Source organism: Bartonella sp. OD88NMGDW (assembly GCF_042193775.1).
Classification (GTDB): Bacteria; Pseudomonadota; Alphaproteobacteria; order Rhizobiales; family Rhizobiaceae; genus Bartonella; species Bartonella grahamii.
Map to the genome: position 1 here is coordinate 326,765 of NZ_JBHIMA010000001.1, position 18,703 is coordinate 345,467.

At 36.2% G+C, this 18,703-nt stretch carries 8 protein-coding genes; 5 read left to right on the forward strand and 3 right to left on the reverse strand.

Features of this window, described 5'->3' with window-relative positions; all coding sequences use genetic code 11:
* Positions 1 to 411 precede the first annotated feature (411 nt).
* From bafA (ACFIJR_RS01465) to ndk, 4 genes are all read left to right on the forward strand, one after another.
* Positions 412 to 5,976: a BafA family autotransporter gene (gene bafA / locus ACFIJR_RS01465; protein WP_375653303.1), complete on the forward strand. Its 5,565-nt coding sequence runs from the start codon at positions 412 to 414 to the stop codon at positions 5,974 to 5,976.
* Between the two features lie 363 nt (positions 5,977 to 6,339).
* The gene (gene bafA / locus ACFIJR_RS01470) at positions 6,340 to 8,904 is read left to right on the forward strand and encodes a BafA family autotransporter (RefSeq protein WP_375653305.1); all 2,565 of its coding nucleotides are present in this window, start codon (positions 6,340 to 6,342) and stop codon (positions 8,902 to 8,904) included.
* Between the two features lie 406 nt (positions 8,905 to 9,310).
* Complete coding sequence (bafA, locus tag ACFIJR_RS01475; protein ID WP_375653307.1) at positions 9,311 to 11,878, forward strand: BafA family autotransporter; 2,568 nt, start codon at positions 9,311 to 9,313, stop codon at positions 11,876 to 11,878.
* Positions 11,879 to 12,261: 383 nt separating this feature from the next.
* The gene (gene ndk, locus ACFIJR_RS01480; protein WP_375625004.1) at positions 12,262 to 12,684 is read left to right on the forward strand and encodes a nucleoside-diphosphate kinase; all 423 of its coding nucleotides are present in this window, start codon (positions 12,262 to 12,264) and stop codon (positions 12,682 to 12,684) included.
* Positions 12,685 to 13,017: 333 nt separating this feature from the next.
* Here the strand turns inward: ndk and pgsA are convergent, their stop codons facing one another.
* The 3 genes from pgsA to ACFIJR_RS01495 all read right to left on the reverse strand — a co-directional run bounded on the left by pgsA (position 13,018) and on the right by ACFIJR_RS01495 (position 16,746).
* A complete protein-coding gene (gene pgsA, locus ACFIJR_RS01485) occupies positions 13,018 to 13,599 on the reverse strand; it encodes a CDP-diacylglycerol--glycerol-3-phosphate 3-phosphatidyltransferase (protein WP_375625003.1) in 582 nt (193 codons plus the stop codon).
* A gap of 72 nt (positions 13,600 to 13,671) precedes the next feature.
* Entirely contained in the window at positions 13,672 to 15,651 is a 1,980-nt protein-coding gene (gene uvrC / locus ACFIJR_RS01490) for an excinuclease ABC subunit UvrC (protein WP_375625912.1), read from the reverse strand.
* 231 nt (positions 15,652 to 15,882) lie between these two features.
* Positions 15,883 to 16,746 carry a 23S rRNA (adenine(2030)-N(6))-methyltransferase RlmJ gene (locus ACFIJR_RS01495; RefSeq protein WP_375625914.1) on the reverse strand — a complete coding sequence of 288 codons (864 nt, stop codon included), beginning with the start codon at positions 16,744 to 16,746 and terminating at the stop codon, positions 15,883 to 15,885.
* A 1,637-nt stretch (positions 16,747 to 18,383) separates the two neighbouring features.
* Between ACFIJR_RS01495 and tatA the strand changes: the two genes are divergently transcribed.
* Entirely contained in the window at positions 18,384 to 18,695 is a 312-nt protein-coding gene (gene tatA / locus ACFIJR_RS01500) for a twin-arginine translocase TatA/TatE family subunit (RefSeq protein WP_273788360.1), read from the forward strand.
* Positions 18,696 to 18,703: the final 8 nt, after the last annotated feature.

Here is an 18,703-nt window from a genome sequence, read left to right on the forward strand (position 1 = left end):
TTTAGATTATCCAAGTTAAATAGAATAAAGACACTGTTTTAAATGCTGTAGAGGATGAAATATGTGGATATAAAGGCTGCTCTCATTAATATTACTGTTTCCTTTAATGTTTAATGCCATTTTTATCTATTGAGGGATCAATCTTATTTATAGATCAGCCTTTGGTATCTCAAAAATATTTTTCATAGATGTAATTATAACACTTTTTAAGCGTATCTGAAAGAAATTAAATCTTTTAGTTGTGCATGTATTTTAAAACACAGGATGTATATTTGATCTGTCAGAGTTTAGTCCATCGAATGCTTTATCATCTTAAAAGACATGAGGTTGAGCAATTGCATTGAGTTGTTTTGGTCTATGCACTTTTTTCTAAATAGGGAAACTTAAATTTGAAATTATGGAGTGTGAATAATGCAACGCAAATTTAAATTAAGTTTTTATGCATTAATGACCAGCAGTTTTTTTGTCAAGATTGCGAGTGCAGATGGAGTAGCGACACCAAAAGAAAAGTTATTAACACCAGTAAGTATCAGTGAACATCTAGAAGAGACAAAAAAAATGTTATCGGAAGTGAGGGGATTAAAAGAAAAAAAAGGGGGATCAAAAAGGATAGAGAATAAACAGATAGTAGAAGGAAGTAAGTCTTCAGAAGAGGAAAGGAAGAGATTAGAAAGCCTATTCTTTGAAGTACTCACAAATTCAATAATAAGTGATGGTGCTATTGTCTATATTACTAATCGTGACTCTGAAGATTCTGAAATAAATAGCTTTAAATATGAAGATGCAGGCTATTCCATCAATAATACGATTCAAGGAGGTGGAAAACTCTACATTGATGCAGCAAGTGTTAGCAGGGATACGACAATTGAGAGTGGTGGTATTGAATTCGTCCAAAATCTGAGCAGTTCAGAATATGCCACTGTTAAAAAAGGTGGTAAACAAATTGTTGAGAGTGGTGCAAATGCTGAGGGGGCTAAAATCTATGGCGGTGAGCAGATTATTTTTGGTAAAGGGGTCCTTGGAACTGGTTTGTCGCGTAAAGATAAGGAAAGTAGTGCTTATAACACCGAAATTTATGCTGAAGATGGAATCCTAGGACTACAAAGTGTCTATAGTGGGGGGATGGTTGTTGATACAAAGGTTATGAAAGGAGGTGTCCAGAATCTTGATGGTAAAGAGAATTTTAATAACGGATTCTCAGAAGATACTGATACAGCTGATACAGAAAATGAGGATTTTACAATTAATGAGGGGGCTTTTGCACTTAGTACCGAACTTTTTAAAAATGGTGCGCAGAATATCTTAGCAGGAGGGAATGCGAGCGAAGTTACTTTATATGATAGAGCTACTCAGAAGATATATGATTCTGGATACGCGGATAATCTAACAATTAACCACCAAGCACAATCATGGGTTTTTGCTGGTGCAATATTAGATAAGGATACAAATGTTAATGATTTTGGCAACCTCTATCTTTATGCTGGGAATGGTGAAGCTGTTACGGAAGTAGAAAATCTTATTTTAAATGGAGAAGATGCCAAGCTATACATTATTGCTGTTGAAGATAATGGCAAAAAATCTCAGGTTAATATCCAGAATGTAACTGGAAGTGGCAGGGTTATTTTTACGTCTTCTGGGGCTGATAAGCATTACTCTAAGCTTAATATTGATAATCTATCAGGTTCTTTACATTTTGAGTTGAATGTCAACTTTGCCAAGCATCTTAGTGATTATCTTGTTATTAAAGAAAGTGGTTCAGGTTATCATACAATAAGTATTACTGATTCTGGAGGTGAGGTTACAACCCCTTCCCACAAAAAGCTTAAATTAATTTCTGATCATAGTGGAAACGCTCATTTTACTCTGACAAACAGTTTTGGTGAAAAAATCAGAGCTATTGATGCCGGAACATACATGTACAGTTTGAAACATAGAAAAAATGAGAGAAATGGTAAAATTTGGTATTTAGACGCGAATTATGCTCTTGATGAGGAAAATACCTCTTTATTTTCTGATTTTAACTTGCAACCATCTGCGATGGCTTCATTATCGAATGATCTCATAGAACGCACAATTGAAAAGGGAATGATTATTACGATTGCTGATCCTAGCTTTGATAGTAACAGTGAGAAAGTTGATAGCAATGGAGAAACTTCAATTAGTAATATAGTTAAAGATGCTGGAAAGCTTTCCGTTTATAACGGTGGTTTTAGCCTGTATACGATAATTCAAAGAGGCGGTACTGAACTTATTAGAACACAGGGTCTTTCACAGGATAGTACAGTTAAGAGAGGGGGAAAACAAAAGGTTGAAGATGGGGGAAAAGCTGAAGGGGCTAAAATTTACGGTGGTGAGCAGTTTGTTTCAGGAAAGTCTAATATCAAAGGTGGGATGGTAAGGAGTAGCGCCTATGACACTGTCGTTTCTGGTAAAAGTGGAGTGCTAGGATACCAGAATGTGTATGATGATGGAGAGGTTTTTAGCACAAAGATCATGGAAGGAGGGGTACAAAATCTTTTTGTGGAAGAAGATCTAGACCATTATAGCAGTTTTGCATTTGATACGAAGATCTTTTCTGGTGGAGAACAACACGTTTTAGCGGGAGGAATCGCGATTGGTGTTCTCTTACAAGGGAATGCTTTTCAAGCAATAGATTTAGGAGGCTATGTAAAAGATTTAACGATTAAGGATCAAGCACAGTCGTGGTTACATTCTGGTGCAACACTAGAAGGAAACACCATGATTCATGATTCTGGACGGATTTATCTTTATGCTGGTGCTGAGCAATCTCATACTGAAGTAGAAAAAATTGTTTTAAATGGCAAAGATACCACATTATACTCTATTGCTTCCAAGATGGATGGTGAAAGCTCTTTGATTGAGGATCTAAGCGGGGATGGACGCGTTGTTTTTACTTCTACCGTGTTTAATCCACATTACTCTAAACTTGAGGTCGGTAATCTTTCAGGTAATTTACATTTTAGGTTTAATACTAATTTTGCAGAACAGCGCGGTGATTATCTTCTTATAAAAAAAGGAGCAGGTCATCACACCATCAGCGTTATCGATTCTGGTGTTGAAATGACCAATTCTCTTCTACAAAATCAGAACTTAGTTTTGGAGCTTGATTTAATTCATGATCAAAGCGGAAATGCGCATTTTACTCTGATAGATTTTTTGGGTGAGGAGATAGCTACTGTTGATAATGGAGTCTACATGTACGCTCTCAAGAAAAGAGATCATAACGGTGGAAAGATTTGGTCTTTATCGACACCATCTACATCGGAAAAAATTTCTACTCCTATCTTTCCTCCATCTCATACGGAGTTGCCTATAGATAACTCTTTTGAGCAAGACAATACTGTTTCTCCTTCGGAAGATTCTAGAGCCAATTCTTATACAGGTGATTTCAATTTTTATGCAGAGGATTTCATTACTGGTCTAGGTGAAAAATTTTTACAAAACTCCATACTCGGTAACAATAGCATAGTTTATATTGTTGGTGATGGAGAAACGGATGATTTTAAATTATCCATTAATAATACAGTTCCAGAAACTGCAACACTCTATGTTAAGAATGGTGGTTTTAGTAAGAATACAACAATTGAAAATGGTGGTTCAGAGATTGTAGGGGAACAGGGTATCTCAGAATTTACGATTATTTACGAGGGTGGAAAACAAAGAGTGGAGGGAGGAGGATCCGCATTGAGAGCTGAAATTTATGGTGGTGAGCAGCTTGTTTTCGGAGATAGTTATGTAAATGGTGAAATTGTGGGAAGTAGCACTTATAACACGACACTTTATGGTCAAGGTGACACGCCGGGACAGCAGAATGTATATGATGATGGGATGGCGGTGGGAACAAAAGTGATGAGTGGAGGAATACAAACTCTTGCTAAATGGTTTGCAGATGATGATAATTTTGTACAAAAAAGTGGTGGCTTAGCCGTGAATACTGAGGTTTTCGCGGGTGGGGTACAGCGGCTGTTAGCAGGGGGAGAGGCGGACATTGTGACTTTACACCGCCATGCTGCTCAAGAAGTTCATGCTGGTAGCATTGTAAAAAATCTAACAATTAAAGAAGGAGCCAATTCATGGGTTTTTGCTGGTGCGATGTTGGAAGAAAAAATAAAGATTCATGATTTTGGACAAGTTCATATTTATGCTGGAAATAATAGCTTTTATACTGAATATAAAAATTCTCAGACAACAGTAGATGATATTAATTTAGAGGGAGAAAACGCTAAATTATACTCTATTTCTACTGGATATGGAAACACAGAAATCTATATTAAGAAGCTAAGCGGTGTGGGAAATATTATTTTTACTTCTACAGAATCCGATTTACATTACTCTAAACTTTATATTGATAATCTTTTTGGGAGTCTACATTTCGATTTTAATGTTAGCCTTGCAGAAGGAGAGGGTGATTATCTCTTTATCAAGAATGGTCGTGGTTCTCACACAATAAGTATTGTAGATTCCGGTATTGAAATTGTTGATCCTTCTTCAACAGAACTTGATTTAATAGTTGATCAAAGTGGAGGAGCACATTTTACTCTGAGAAGCTTTTCTGGTGCAAATGTTAAAACTATTGATGGCGGAATCTATATGTATGGTTTAAAACAGAGAATTGATGAGGATGGGGGTGAAAAAGTTTGGTATTTATCTGCGGTATTTATTGATAATGTTTCATTTCTCAACAGTTTGCCACGTAGTAGGAGTAGATCTGCGTGGCATTTAAATCAAAATCAATCAGTTTCTTCTCTTTCAACTATTACAGTTACAAAAGAGCATGCTATTAAGTTGCTACATCGAAGAGAAAACCGCCAAAACTTAAGGCAAAAATCTCCAGATTCTGTATCTCTAACTGTTTCAACTCTTGGAAGTCAAATTATTGAAGGGGCATATCCAGCAAGTCCTCTTCATTTTTCTGATGGAAAGCAACCTGCTGTTGTTTCAGAATCTTCACAATCTTTAGCTGATCAAATGATTTTGCGTCCAGTTCATAAAGAACAACCTTCTCCACAATTGAGAGAGACGCTTTCAGTTTCTCACTTTTTAACCACTCCCTCTACAGATGCGGTATTGTCTATGTCTGTGGCTCCAGCGATGGTTTTTCACAATGAAATGCAAACCGTGCGTGCGGGAAGAGGAATTCTAGATAAAAGTAACAAGAATGCAGCTTTATGGACCTATGCGATCAAGTCTAAAGAGAGTATTGCTACAGAGCATATAGATTTTAAGTTGGATCAGACAGGTATTGTTTTAGGGATCAATAGTTTAAGCGAGTGGGAAAATGGAGAATTTTATATAGGTGGTTTTGGCAGTTATGACCGCGCACGCATTGCGCATGCACGGGGTGGTATAAGCGGTATTAATACTTATGGCATTGGCGCTTATGTTACTTATTTGGATCATAGTGGTTGGTATCTCGATGGTATTTTAAAATACAATCATTATCAGAATACTCTAAAGGCCGTTTCGACGAATGGTTTAGGGATTGAAGGAAGTTATAGGCAATGGGCGGTGGGTACTTCCTTTGAAGCAGGTTATCGACTTAAGACGTCAAAGAGCAGTTGGTTGCAGCCTTATGGACAATTTACATGGTTGCAAGTTGAAGGTAAAGAAATCCAGTTATCAAATGACATGATAGGTGACATGCGTCCATTCACTTCATTACGCAGTGAGGTTGGCATATCTTTAGGATATGAATTTGGTTCTCGTATGGATTCCTCATCACTTGCGTATATTACAGCAGCATGGTTGCGTGAGCATAAAGATGACAACCATACATTGATTAATCAACGGCATTCATTTACCACTGACTTATCGGGTAATGCAGGTAAGTTAGGAATCGGTTTGAGCAGTTTAGTGAGTGAGAAGTTAAAGTTATATGGTGAGGCACATTATGTTAAAGGACGTAAAACAAAACAGTCCCTTCAGGGTATTTTAGGTGTACGCTATAGTTTCTAATTATATGGTTATTTTTTAGTTATCTTTAAATGTATGATTGTTTTTAAAGGTCTTTAATTGAAGGTTCAGAGAACAATTTTTCAGAGCATGCAGCTTCGCTTTTCATGATAAGCTGTATACCCTTATATACTTTATTATGCATTACTTTTTTCTTTGATAAGAAAACTCCGAGGAAATACTAAAGAAGCACTATAAAAACGCCCTTATATTCTTGATCAAAAAAGTATTTAAAAAACTGTAAAGAACAGTTTTTTATGAGATAAGGAGGATTTTTAAGAAGGATTGTTTGCAATCTAAGGTTGAAAATATGTTTTGTAGAGCTAATTACGTTTAGTGTCTATGCAGGCGTGAAGGGGGGAGGATATGGCTCTACAATATAAATGGAAACGACATTGTTGGATACTCATGTTGAGCAGCTGTTTTGTGCAAGCTGCTGCTGCAAATGAGGCGGGGGCAGCACTTTTTTGTCAATCTTCAAGTTATGAAAATGGCAAAATATTTCAGGATCAATACAATGAGGATATGAAAACAGGAAGATGCATACTTGGAGCATCTAATGATGTTATTATAAGGGCACGCAATGAATTAGACTTTTTAAAAAATCCTAGCGATTTTACTGAGGATAAGGGCACTCGAGTGTTTGCGAGTCAACAGGAGCTTGACAGCAGTCGTCGTGACAATGTCGGATATGATGTACAAGAAGAAAATATTGCGTTTCTTAAAAAACCTGAACTTATCTCCATTAAAGATGGGGCAATGTTAGAAAATTATATCCTTGATAATGAAGGTAAAGCATACATTTCAAATGATGGTGAGATTAATAGTCCAGGGCGATCCATTAATAACACTGTAAGGAATGGTGCAGAGCTTTATGTGTATGCAGGAGGACTCAGTGAGAATAGTAAAATTGAACATGGTGGAATTGAAAATGTTCAGGCTTTGAAGGGAAAACAAGGCTTTTCGAAAAATGCTGTCGTTAAAGAAGGTGGACAACAAAGTGTTGGAAATGGAGGAAAAGTAGAGGGGACTAAAATTTATGGTGGTGAGCAACTTGTTTTCGGGGAGGGGGATGTTGGAGGAGAGGTTAAAGGGAGTAGTGCTTCTCATACTGTCATTTATGGTCAAGATGAAATACTAGGCCAACAAAAAGTATATGATGGCGGAAAAGTTTGGGATACGAAAGTTATGCGAGGGGGCGTACAAGAGGTTGGAAAAAAATCTCAAAGTGCTAAAAATGGTGGTTTTGCATTTGACACAGAAGTTTTTGGCGGTGGTAAACAGCGTATCTTAAAAGGCGGTAAGGCTATTGGAGTTACTTTAAATGAGAGCGCTATTCAGGAAATATATTCTGATGGATCTGTAAAAAATCTAACAATGAATGATGAAACAAAATCATGGGTGCATGCTGGGGCAACATTAGAAGGCAAGACACAGGTAAATCATTCTGGGCAGATTCATCTTTATGCTGGGAATGATCAACATCGTACCATAGTAGAAGATATTATTTTAAATGGAAAAGATACAAAACTGTATTCTATTACTGATGAGTTTGATGGAAAAAGTTCTTTGATACAAAAATTAAGTGGTGAAGGGAGTGTTATTTTTTCGTTTACAGGTTCTGATCCATATTATTCTCAGCTTCATGTGAATAATCTTTCAGGAAATTTACATTTCGCGTTCAATACGACGATTGCTCATAACCGTGGTGATTATCTCTTGGTTGAGAAAGGCGCTGGGAAACATACAATAAGTGTTGCTGATTCTGGAGTTGAAATCACGGATCCTTTTTCAAATAAGCGTGATTTAATTAGGGATCAAAGTGGTGGCGCACATTTTACGTTGACAGATCTTAAGGGTGACAAAATTAACGCCATTGATGGTGGAACGTATATGTATGATTTGAAAGAAAGAAAGGATGAAAATGGAAAAGTTTGGTTTTTATCGGCAGACCGCCTCAGTGGACCAGAGCCTTCTATGCCAAATCCGACAGATCCTTTTTTTCCTGGTGAAACATCAACAACCCCCTCTACAGATGCAGTGTTAACGTTGTCCGTAGTTCCTGGACTTATTTTTAATAATGAGTTGCAAGTTGTACGGAATGGTAGAAAAATTTGGGACAGAAATAAGAAAGATATCGAACTATGGACTTATGGGATTAAGAGTAGAGAACGTGTTGCGACAGGCCATACACACTTTAAGCTTGGGCAGACAGGTTTAGTCTTTGGTGCTGATCAGTTGAGTGAATTAAGGCATGGAGAGTTGTATGTTGGTGGTTTCGGTAGTTATGATCAAGCACGTGTTTCTCATGCACGAGGTGGTGACAGCGATTTGAGCTCTTATAGCATTGGAACTTACGCAACTTATTTTGATCATCGTGGATGGTATATGGATGGTGTTTTGAAATATAATTATTACCGAGATAATTTGAAAGCTATCTCCACGAATGGTTTAGCTATTCAAAGTCATTACAATCAGTGGGCGATAGGTGGGTCATTTGAAATTGGTTGTTATTTTACACCGGCACAGAATACTTGGATGCAGCCTTATATCAAGCTAACAGGTTTGCAGGTTGAAGGTAAAAAAATAAAACTTTCCAATGGAATGATAGGTGATCTAAGTCCATTAACTTCATTCCGCAGTGAAGTTGGATTAACTGCAGGACATGAATTTTTTGTGAATTCAGAAACTTCATTAACAGCTTACATTATGGCAGCTTGGTTGCGTGAGAATATAAATAATAATTATACGACAATTAATAACCAGTATAAATTTATTACAGATTTATCAGGCAGTGCAGGTAAATTGGGAATTGGTTTAAACGGCTCGGTCAATGATAAACTGACACTTTATGCGGAAGCACATTATCTGAAAGGACATAAGATTAAGAATGCTCTTCAAGGTATTTTAGGATTACGCTATAGTTTCTAAATATGTGTGTACACGGCTGATTAACTTTATGAATGTAATTGCTTTGCATGCTTAAACAGATAACGCTCGATTTTGTCTTCTCGAGAGTGTAGAGATCTTCTTAAACAGTAAGGATATTTTTATACTCTCCTTTGAAGGCACGAGCGTTTTTTTCATCTATAACCTCAAATATTGAAAATTGTTCCTTGAACTCAAGTAAACAATTTGAATTTTATTCAGATTTTCTGCCTTAAGTTAGAACTTTCTAGCTGCTTATAGATACACAACTTAAAGTTGTTTATATTAAAAAAATACACTTAAAAAGTGTTTTTAAACATAAATAAAACACATTACGATACAATCTAAGACGAGTTACCTACGTAGCCGTGGGATATTTTTCTAAATAATTGAGAGTGGAGTGTCGATAATGCAGTATAAACATAAGTTAAGTTTCTCAGTATTGATGATCAGTAGTTGTCTTGTACAAGTTGCAAGTGCAGTTGAAAACAGGAATGGAGAGCTAACAAGAGCAACACATGTGCGAAATAGAGAAGAGGAACAAAAAAAATTAGAACAGATTGCTAGTTTTTTTAAAAATAATATTACGATTGAATATGGTGATGTAGAGCTTGTTGAAAATGGAAAAACTTCTGTAGGTTCCACTATTAAAAAAGGAGGAATGCAAATAGTTACACGTGCAGGAATTGCAATGAACGCCAAAATTTTGGGAGGTCAGCAGTTTATTCATGAAGAGCCAAATATTGATCTTACAAGCGTAGAGAGAAAAAGTAGTGCATATAATTCCACAGTTTCGGGGGATGGTGGAGCAGTTGGACAGCAGAATGTGTATGATGGAACGTGGGTTTGGTATACGAAAGTGGGAGATAACGGAGAACAAAATCTTTATTCGGGAGAAAGAAAAGAGGGGGGAAAATCAATGTATGCTGAGATCTCTGGGAATGGGAGACAGCATGTCTTAGCGTTAGGAGAATCTTATGCTACTAATTTGAAAGATCATGCTATTCAAGTTGTATATCCTAAAGGGTTGGTGGATGGTCTGACTGTTAACAGCTTTGCTAAATCGTGGTTCCATGTTGGTGTTCAAAAAATCGTTGGAGAAGTAAGGGTCAATGATCACGGAGAACTTTATTTATTTGCTGGTGATAGGACAAATCATACGACTAAGAAAAAAATTCCTATAGAAAGAAGAGTTGATGAAACAATATTTGAGGTTGGTGAGCGGAATATAGGAGAAAAACCTCAGATTGAAATTGAAGATTTAGGGGGGCAGGGAGGAACTGTTATTTTTACTTCTATACCGTATGATCCACGACATATTTCACTTCATGTTGAGAAACTTTCAGGGAATTTACATTTTCGATTCAATATTAGTGCTACGGGGGATTCAAGTGATTACTTGTCGATTGATGAGGGCGCAGGTAATCACAAAATAAGTGTTGCAGATTCTGGTCGTGAAATTATAGGTCCTCTCTCACAAAAGAATAGTTTGGTCACAGGGATTAATTTAATTACTGATAGAAGCCACAATGGAGGCGCTAATTTTACTCTGGCAGATTTTTCGGGTAAGGACATTACAACTGTCGATGGTGGAGCTTATCAATATCAATTGCTGAAGAGAGATAGATGTGCTGATTCTAGTGGTAGTGCTACAATTTGGTATTTAGGAAGAGCCTCTGAAGGTACGACACGTTCGAATACTGAAGCACAGTGTGTAAACAAGAAAACGAAGGTTCCTCTTGCATTATCTGATCAAGGCGCTTCTTCTAGAGGAAAAAATACCGGTTATCGTAAATCTACTAAAAAAGAGCAACCCAAGCAACGGCCTCCACGTCATTTAAGAGAAGCGCAGAATGTCTCTAGTGTTTCTGTATCTTCCTCTCAAGAAAATCAGAATCGTCTGGTGTTTCCTCTAGCCAGTTCTCATTCTCTTTCTGATGAAGAGCAACAAACTGCTGTTTCAGAATCTTCTCAATCTTTAGCTGATCAAATGATTGTGCGTCCAGTTCATAAAGAACAGCCTTCTCCACAATTGAGTGAGACACTTTCAGTTTCTCACTTTTTGACCACGCCCTCTACAGATGCCGTATTGTCTATGTCTGTGGCTCCAGCGATGGTTTTTCACAATGAAATGCAAACCGTGCGTGCGGGAAGAGGAATTCTAGATAAAAGTAACAAGAATGCAGCTTTATGGACCTATGCGATCAAGTCTAAAGAGAGTATTGCTACAGAGCATATAGATTTTAAGTTGGATCAGACAGGTATTGTTTTAGGGATCAATAGTTTAAGCGAGTGGGAAAATGGAGAATTTTATATAGGTGGTTTTGGCAGTTATGACCGCGCACGCATTGCGCATGCACGGGGTGGTATAAGCGGTATTAATACTTATGGCATTGGCGCTTATGTTACTTATTTGGATCATAGTGGTTGGTATCTCGATGGTATTTTAAAATACAATCATTATCAGAATACTCTAAAGGCCGTTTCGACGAATGGTTTAGGGATTGAAGGAAGTTATAGGCAATGGGCGGTGGGTACTTCCTTTGAAGCAGGTTATCGACTTAAGACGTCAAAGAGCAGTTGGTTGCAGCCTTATGGACAATTTACATGGTTGCAAGTTGAAGGTAAAGAAATCCAGTTATCAAATGACATGATAGGTGACATGCGTCCATTCACTTCATTACGCAGTGAGGTTGGCATATCTTTAGGATATGAATTTGGTTCTCGTATGGATTCCTCATCACTTGCGTATATTACAGCAGCATGGTTGCGTGAGCATAAAGATGACAACCATACATTGATTAATCAACGGCATTCATTTACCACTGACTTATCGGGTAATGCAGGTAAGTTAGGAATCGGTTTGAGCAGTTTAGTGAGTGAGAAGTTAAAGTTATATGGTGAGGCACATTATGTTAAAGGACGTAAAACAAAACAGTCCCTTCAGGGTATTTTAGGTGTACGCTATAGTTTCTAATTATATGGTTATTTTTTGATTGATCTCAATGTGTGTAGAAGGATTTTCAAACCTAGATCGAAGTATCTAGGTTCATCCTCTTTAAAGAAGAAGGCTTTCAAAAAGGTATATATTTTGCATGTTTGGCTTTTCTTATGACTTCAATGATAAATTTGATGAGAGGCATTTAAGATTATACAAGAAGGTTCAATGTTTATTGAGAGTCGGTAGCGCATCTTTATGATGGGATGAGAAATTACAGGTATTTCTATCAAAGTTTTCTTTATAATTCATTCTATATTTTTGAGAATTTGTGTAGATTTTTGCAGAGTCACTTGGCAAATCGCTTCTTGCTCGCTATAGAAATGGCGAGAGAATATTATAAATGAAATAAAGGTGGTTAAATGGCTTTAGAGCGTACTTTTTCGATGATTAAACCAGATGCAACCCGTCGTAATTTGACTGGCGCAATTACTAAAATGCTTGAGGATGCGGGCTTGTGTGTTATTGCGTCTAAACGTGTCTGGATGAGCAAACGTGAGGCTGAAAATTTTTATGCTGTTCATAAAGAACGCCCTTTTTTTAGTGAATTGGTTGAATTCATGTCTTCTGGTCCAACTGTTGTACAAGTTTTGGAAGGCGAAAATGCAATAGCTAAAAACCGTGAAGTAATGGGGGCTACGAATCCTAGTGATGCAGAAGAAGGGACAATTCGTAAGGTTCATGCTTTATCGATTGGCGAAAATTCTGTCCATGGATCCGATAGCGCTGAAACGGCAAAAACAGAAATCGCCTTTTGGTTTTCTGAGGTAGAAATTGTTGGTTAATCAAGAGTTTATAATAATAAAGCGTTTATAAGAAGCAAAAATCCGAAACACTATATTTCGGTTTTTTGCTTATGAGATTATAGACTTTTTTGAAAGCATAGGGAGCATTCATCGTTGTTAGCATTTAATATTGCAGCTGCTTTTGCAAGAATATAAAATCTATTTACTCTTTTTTTGAAGAGCTTTTATCTACATGCCACCCTTACTTGTAATGTGCAAAAGAGCGTTTTATTGATTTATCATTAATAGATTTAAAATGAATCAATTTTATGCTATTTTCGTCTTTTATTTAAGTGCAAAAAGATAAATTATCATTATAAATCTCCATACTATTCATAGGATAACGTGTTTTAAACCTGCACGAAAATAATCCCATCCTGTCCACAATGTAAGGAGGGCAGAAATCCACAGCATAGTAATGCCGAACTCTATTGTGTAAGGGAAAATTTTATTACCGGCTGGTCCAGCTAAAAGAAATACAATAGCGATCATCTGTACAAAAGTTTTCCATTTTGCAAGACGAGAGACAGGAACACTAACTTTTAACTCAGCCAAATATTCACGTAATCCTGATACAAGAATTTCTCTGCAAAGAATGATAATAGCTGCCCATAGTGTCCACCCAGCGATGGTACTGTCTGCGGCAAGCAAGAGCAAACAAGCAGAGACGAGAAGTTTATCAGCAATTGGATCTAACATGCGACCAATATTGGATGTTTGTTCCCAAATACGAGCAAGGTAACCGTCAAGAAAGTCAGTAATGGATGCAACGATAAAAATGGACACAGCAATCCAGCGAGTGATATCACTTGATTGTAATCGCCCTTCTAAAAAAAAGCATGCAACAACCATTGGGACTGCGACAATTCGTGCATAAGTTAAAATATTTGGAAAAGAAAAAGTATGATTTTTCATGGAGCCATTTTTAATTCTTGTGAAAGAGAATATATTTCCTAAACGTAACAAGGCAAAGGTTATGAAACAAGCCTATTTTTCATGAAAATGGTTATGAATTTTTTGTGCAATTGTCATAGAAATTCCCGTAACTTTTTTTAAATCTTCAAGTGAGGCACTAGCAATAGCCTTGGCACTTCCAAAATGATGAAGCAACGCACGCTTTCTTGTCGGACCGATATTTTCGATTTCATCAAGTGGGTTTTTGAATGTTTCTTTTTTTCGTTTTATCCTATGAGCTCCAATCGCAAAACGGTGTGCTTCATCACGCAGACGTTGCAAAAAATAGAGGATAGGATCACGTGGAGGAAGTGTAAAGGGGGGGATACCTTTTATAAAAAATCGTTCACGTCCCGCATGGCGGTCAACACCTTTGGCGATTCCAACAACTGTGAAGAGGTCATTTAATTGTAATTCAGCAAGTATTGCATGTACGCTGTTGATTTGTCCTTCACCACCATCGATTAAGATAAGATCAGGCCAAATGGGAAAAAGATCATTATCTTTTATGTCATGACTTCTATTTGACTGATCATGCTCTTTTATAAGGCGTGAAAATCTTCGTTTAATCACTTCTTTCATCATGCCAAAATCATCGCCAGGCGTGATATCTATTGAGCGAATGTTGAATTTGCGATATTGATTTTTAACAAATCCCATTTGACCAGCAACAATCATAGCACCTACAGCATTTGTTCCCATGATATGAGAATTATCATAGACTTCTATCCGGCGTGGAGGAAAAGGTAGTTGGAATGTTTTGGCAAGACCTTGAAGCAATTTTGTATGAGTGGCTGTTTCAGAAAGCTTATGTTCAAGTGCTTCATGAGCATTGAGATAGGCATGATTAACAAGAGTTTTCCGTTCACCTTGTTTGGGTAAAGAGAGAGACACTTTGTGATTTGCTTTGAGACTCAATGCTTCTGTAAGAAGTGTCTTTTCTTCAATTTCTTCAGATAAAAGGATGCTTTTGGGAAGTGGTTTATCATCGTAAAATTGAGCAAGAAAACTCGCTAAAATTTCAGTACAGGAAAAAGAGGGATCTGCTTTAGGAAAATAGGCACGGTTTCCCCAATTTTGCCCCATGCGAAAAAAGAACACTTGAATACAGGTCATTCCTTCTTTTTGCGCAATTGCAAATACATCCGCTTCTTTTATCGTTTGAGGATTAATACCTTGATGGCTTTGTATATGAGAAAGGGCTGATAAGCGGTCACGATAGGAAGCTGCTTGTTCAAAATCAAGATTTTCTGCGGCTTTATGCATAGCTTGAACCATATTACTTTTAACAGATTGATCTTTTCCCGAAAGGAACGCTTTTGCTCCCCTCAGCAGTTCTTTATAATCATTGTCACTAATTTCATGGGTACAAGGTGCGGAACATCGCTTAATTTGATAAAGCAAACAGGGGCGTGTACGGTTTTCAAAAACTGAATCAGTACAGGTTCGTAATAAGAAGGCGCGTTGTAAAACATGAACTGTTTGTGTCACTGCACCAGCAGAAGCAAAAGGACCAAAATAGTGAGCTTTTCGTGTTCGGGCACCACGATGTTTGTAAAGTCCAGGCACTCGATGATCATCTGTAATCATAATATAAGGGAAACTTTTATCATCACGTAGTAATACATTAAAATGTGGATGCAATCTTTTTATGAGATTGGCTTCTAAAAGGAGTGCTTCTGTTTCTGTATGGGTGACGATAAATTCCATATGATATGTTGCGCGAATCATGCGGGTAATACGATTATTGTGTCCTTGTTCACGCGTATAGTTTGAAACACGTTTTTTGAGATTACGAGCTTTGCCAATATAGAGAATATCACCATTTTTACCAATCATCCGGTAAACCCCTGGCTTATGCGGAAGGTGTCTAACAAACTCTTGTATGAATTTGACACCTTGGAATTGATTTTTCTCATTATTTTGATTGGCATTATTCCATGTAATGTTAGAGAGAAAAGAAAGCTTTTCCCGCTCATTTTGCGGACAATTTGTATTATTTTTCAGGACCATTCCGTTTATTAAGAATATGCTTGTTGTTTAATATATGAAATATTCTTTTTTATTAAATAATGATTATTTATATCCTTATAATTTTTTCTATAAATAATATCTTATAGCATAAGAGTATGATTTTAGAGAGCCGATTTTTCATAAAAAATATGAGAGTTGTTATTCTAAAATAGTTTTATGAATTTACTCAATTTATCCACTAAAATGATTGGAATAGGAAATTCATGATGATCAAAAAGATAGACGTTCTTTTTGAAGCCACTTATGCGTTATTTGGGCGTTTTCATCTTGTCCCAGACGGTTGATAAGAAAGGGGCTGAGTTTTTTCATTTCTTCTTCCAAAAGATAAGGAGGGTTAATAATAATCATACCACTTCCATTCATTGTCGGTGGACTTGAGCTTTTTCGGATACGCATTTCAAGCTGTAGAATCTTAGGAATTCTAGTTTGATAAAGCGCGTGAAGAAAACTTTCAATTTCTTTATCATATTTAACAGGATACCATAAAGCGTAGATCCCTCCAGAAAAGCGACGATAGGCTTTCATTAATCCCTCAATAAGGCGGGAAAATTCTCCAGTTTTTTCAAAGGGAGGGTCAACAAGGATAAAGCCACGTTTTTCTTTTGGTGGTACATGAGCGTTTAAGGAAAGCCAACCATCTAAATGCAGAACTTTTGTCTGATAATCTCCGGCAAAGTTTTTTGCTAAAATATGATAATCTTCGTTGTGCAATTCTATTGCGGTGAGGCGATCTTGTTTCCGTAATAATTGACGAATAAGAACAGGAGATCCAGGATAAAATACAATTTCTTTTTCCCCTTTATTAAGGGCATCAATGATATCACACCATGGACAAAGGAGTGCTCTTAAATCTTCTGGGATAGGAGTTGAAAAAAGCCGTTGGACACCTTCGCGCCACTCTCCTGTTTTATGTGCTTCTAAAGAAGAAAGGTCATAAATACCGATTCCAGCATGCGTATCTATAACGCGAAAAGCTTTTTCTTTGCGTTTGAGATATTCTACAATGCGAGTGACAATAATGTGTTTAAAAACATCAGCAAAATTGCCAGCATGATAAATATGCCGATAATTCATGGAATAAACTCTATCATATGTATAACTGTACCGGATTATTAGCATAGAATATTAGAATTGATATCCATAAAAATACTCTTATAGAAATCAAATAATACCCTCACTCCCAAATAATACCCTACAGAAAAATATTAATGTCATAGGAGCATTTATTCACTGGGCTATTTTCATATTATGAGATTCATCATTAAGATCTTAAATTTTTTTATATGAAAAATAGATAGGGAGAGGGCAAACATTTCAATAGAGATAGTTATGTTGTAAGAGAAGTTTCTTATGATCGCGGACTCTTTCAGGAAAACTATAAAAGACAAGCAATTAACGAGAATATTAGTGAAGTTTGTTAAAAAATTTAAGGTTATCTTTCAAATTCATTCATAAATTTACTTGTTTAAAGATTAAAGAATTTAAAATGCTTGATAAAAACATTGTTACATTTATCAGTTTTTTTAGCGAGCGTAAAATTATGGATAGAGCAATAAAGTGCTGGTATTATAGTGATAGATTTTTATAAAAGTGTGGATGAATCTCATTGGTTTAAGCGAAACCCAAGCTTTATATTATACATGCTAAATGGCTAGATTATTGTGTATGGTGCTAAAACAAAACTTTTAAAAAGTGATATGTTCTCTGCAAGCGATCTCAATAAAATGAGGGGTTTTTAACTAAAGTAAATAGGTGTATCTATCTCTAACACTGTATTATCTAGCGGCTTTATGAGATAATCTTATGAAAAGACTAGGATAAGAAATTCTTTTACATGGATTGTGCTTCGATTCCATGCTTTTGATTGGATGTAATTTTCTATTAATGCCCATTCTGTTTTCAATACTGAGATAAGTTAAGCACATGATATTATGAGAACGCATGCCCAGAATCCGGAGACTTGTAATAGTTAGGGCATGCAGCGGTTCAAAGAGCTGGTTATATGGAGGTATTTTACTGAATAAAGGCGCAAGCTGGTACCATTTTTATTTTTTAGTATTGGCCATACCTCTTGGCACTTGACCTGATTCATAAAGTGCATTTTTACTCTTTCCGCGAATAGTTTTTATCCACACGTCAGATATTTAATTGAATGCGATGATGGCTTATATTTCGTATTGTATATGGAATAATGGATGATAAAATTCCCACCAACGCAAAGAATAAATCTTATGCGTAAGATGATAGTTTTTAAAGAGACTGATGATGTGTCAAGAAAGTTTTTTAGAGATTTTTCTTTCTGAATTTTTTAATTGAATACGTAAATTTTTTTACAGCATGGTATGTTTTTTATCAGTAATGGATAATTTGGAGGAAATATTTGTAATGATACGTACAACATTGTTTAAAAGGAAAGACATGAGCTATAGTATTTACAGGAAGATGAGTAACTAAGAGATCAGATGAAGTTATTTTAGAAAAGTTTTTAAGCTTTTTTAATTTTATATGAAGCGGTTTATCATTTTTGAATGGTTTGTGTTATAATACGCTAAGAAGGGATGAGATGATAAAAAGTTCTTTTGCAATAAAAGCGTGTGATTGTTTTTAAGTTAAGAAGAAAATATATAATTAAGATATTATATTTGATACATTCTTCAGAGGAAGCATGAATAAATGAAATCAAATTTAAAAGCATAAAGTTAGAGAGAGTAATGGGTAATATTTTTTCACCAACGCATTTAATTATAATTTTACTGATTATCTTTGTGCTTTTCGGTCGCGGTAAGATTTCTGAATTAATGGGCGATGTTGCTAAGGGAATTAAAGCCTTCAAAAAAAATATGAAGGAAGAAGATGATGGCATTGAGGATAAAGTTGAAATGGCTACTACTTCCCAAATAATTGATGTAGAATCTCAACAATCTCAGCCATTATCGGTAAAACATGTAACAGCGCGCAGAAAGGCTTCTTCTGCTTCTAAAAGAAGCAAAACATCTGTTGCTAAAAAACAGCGTGTCAAATAACAAAAACG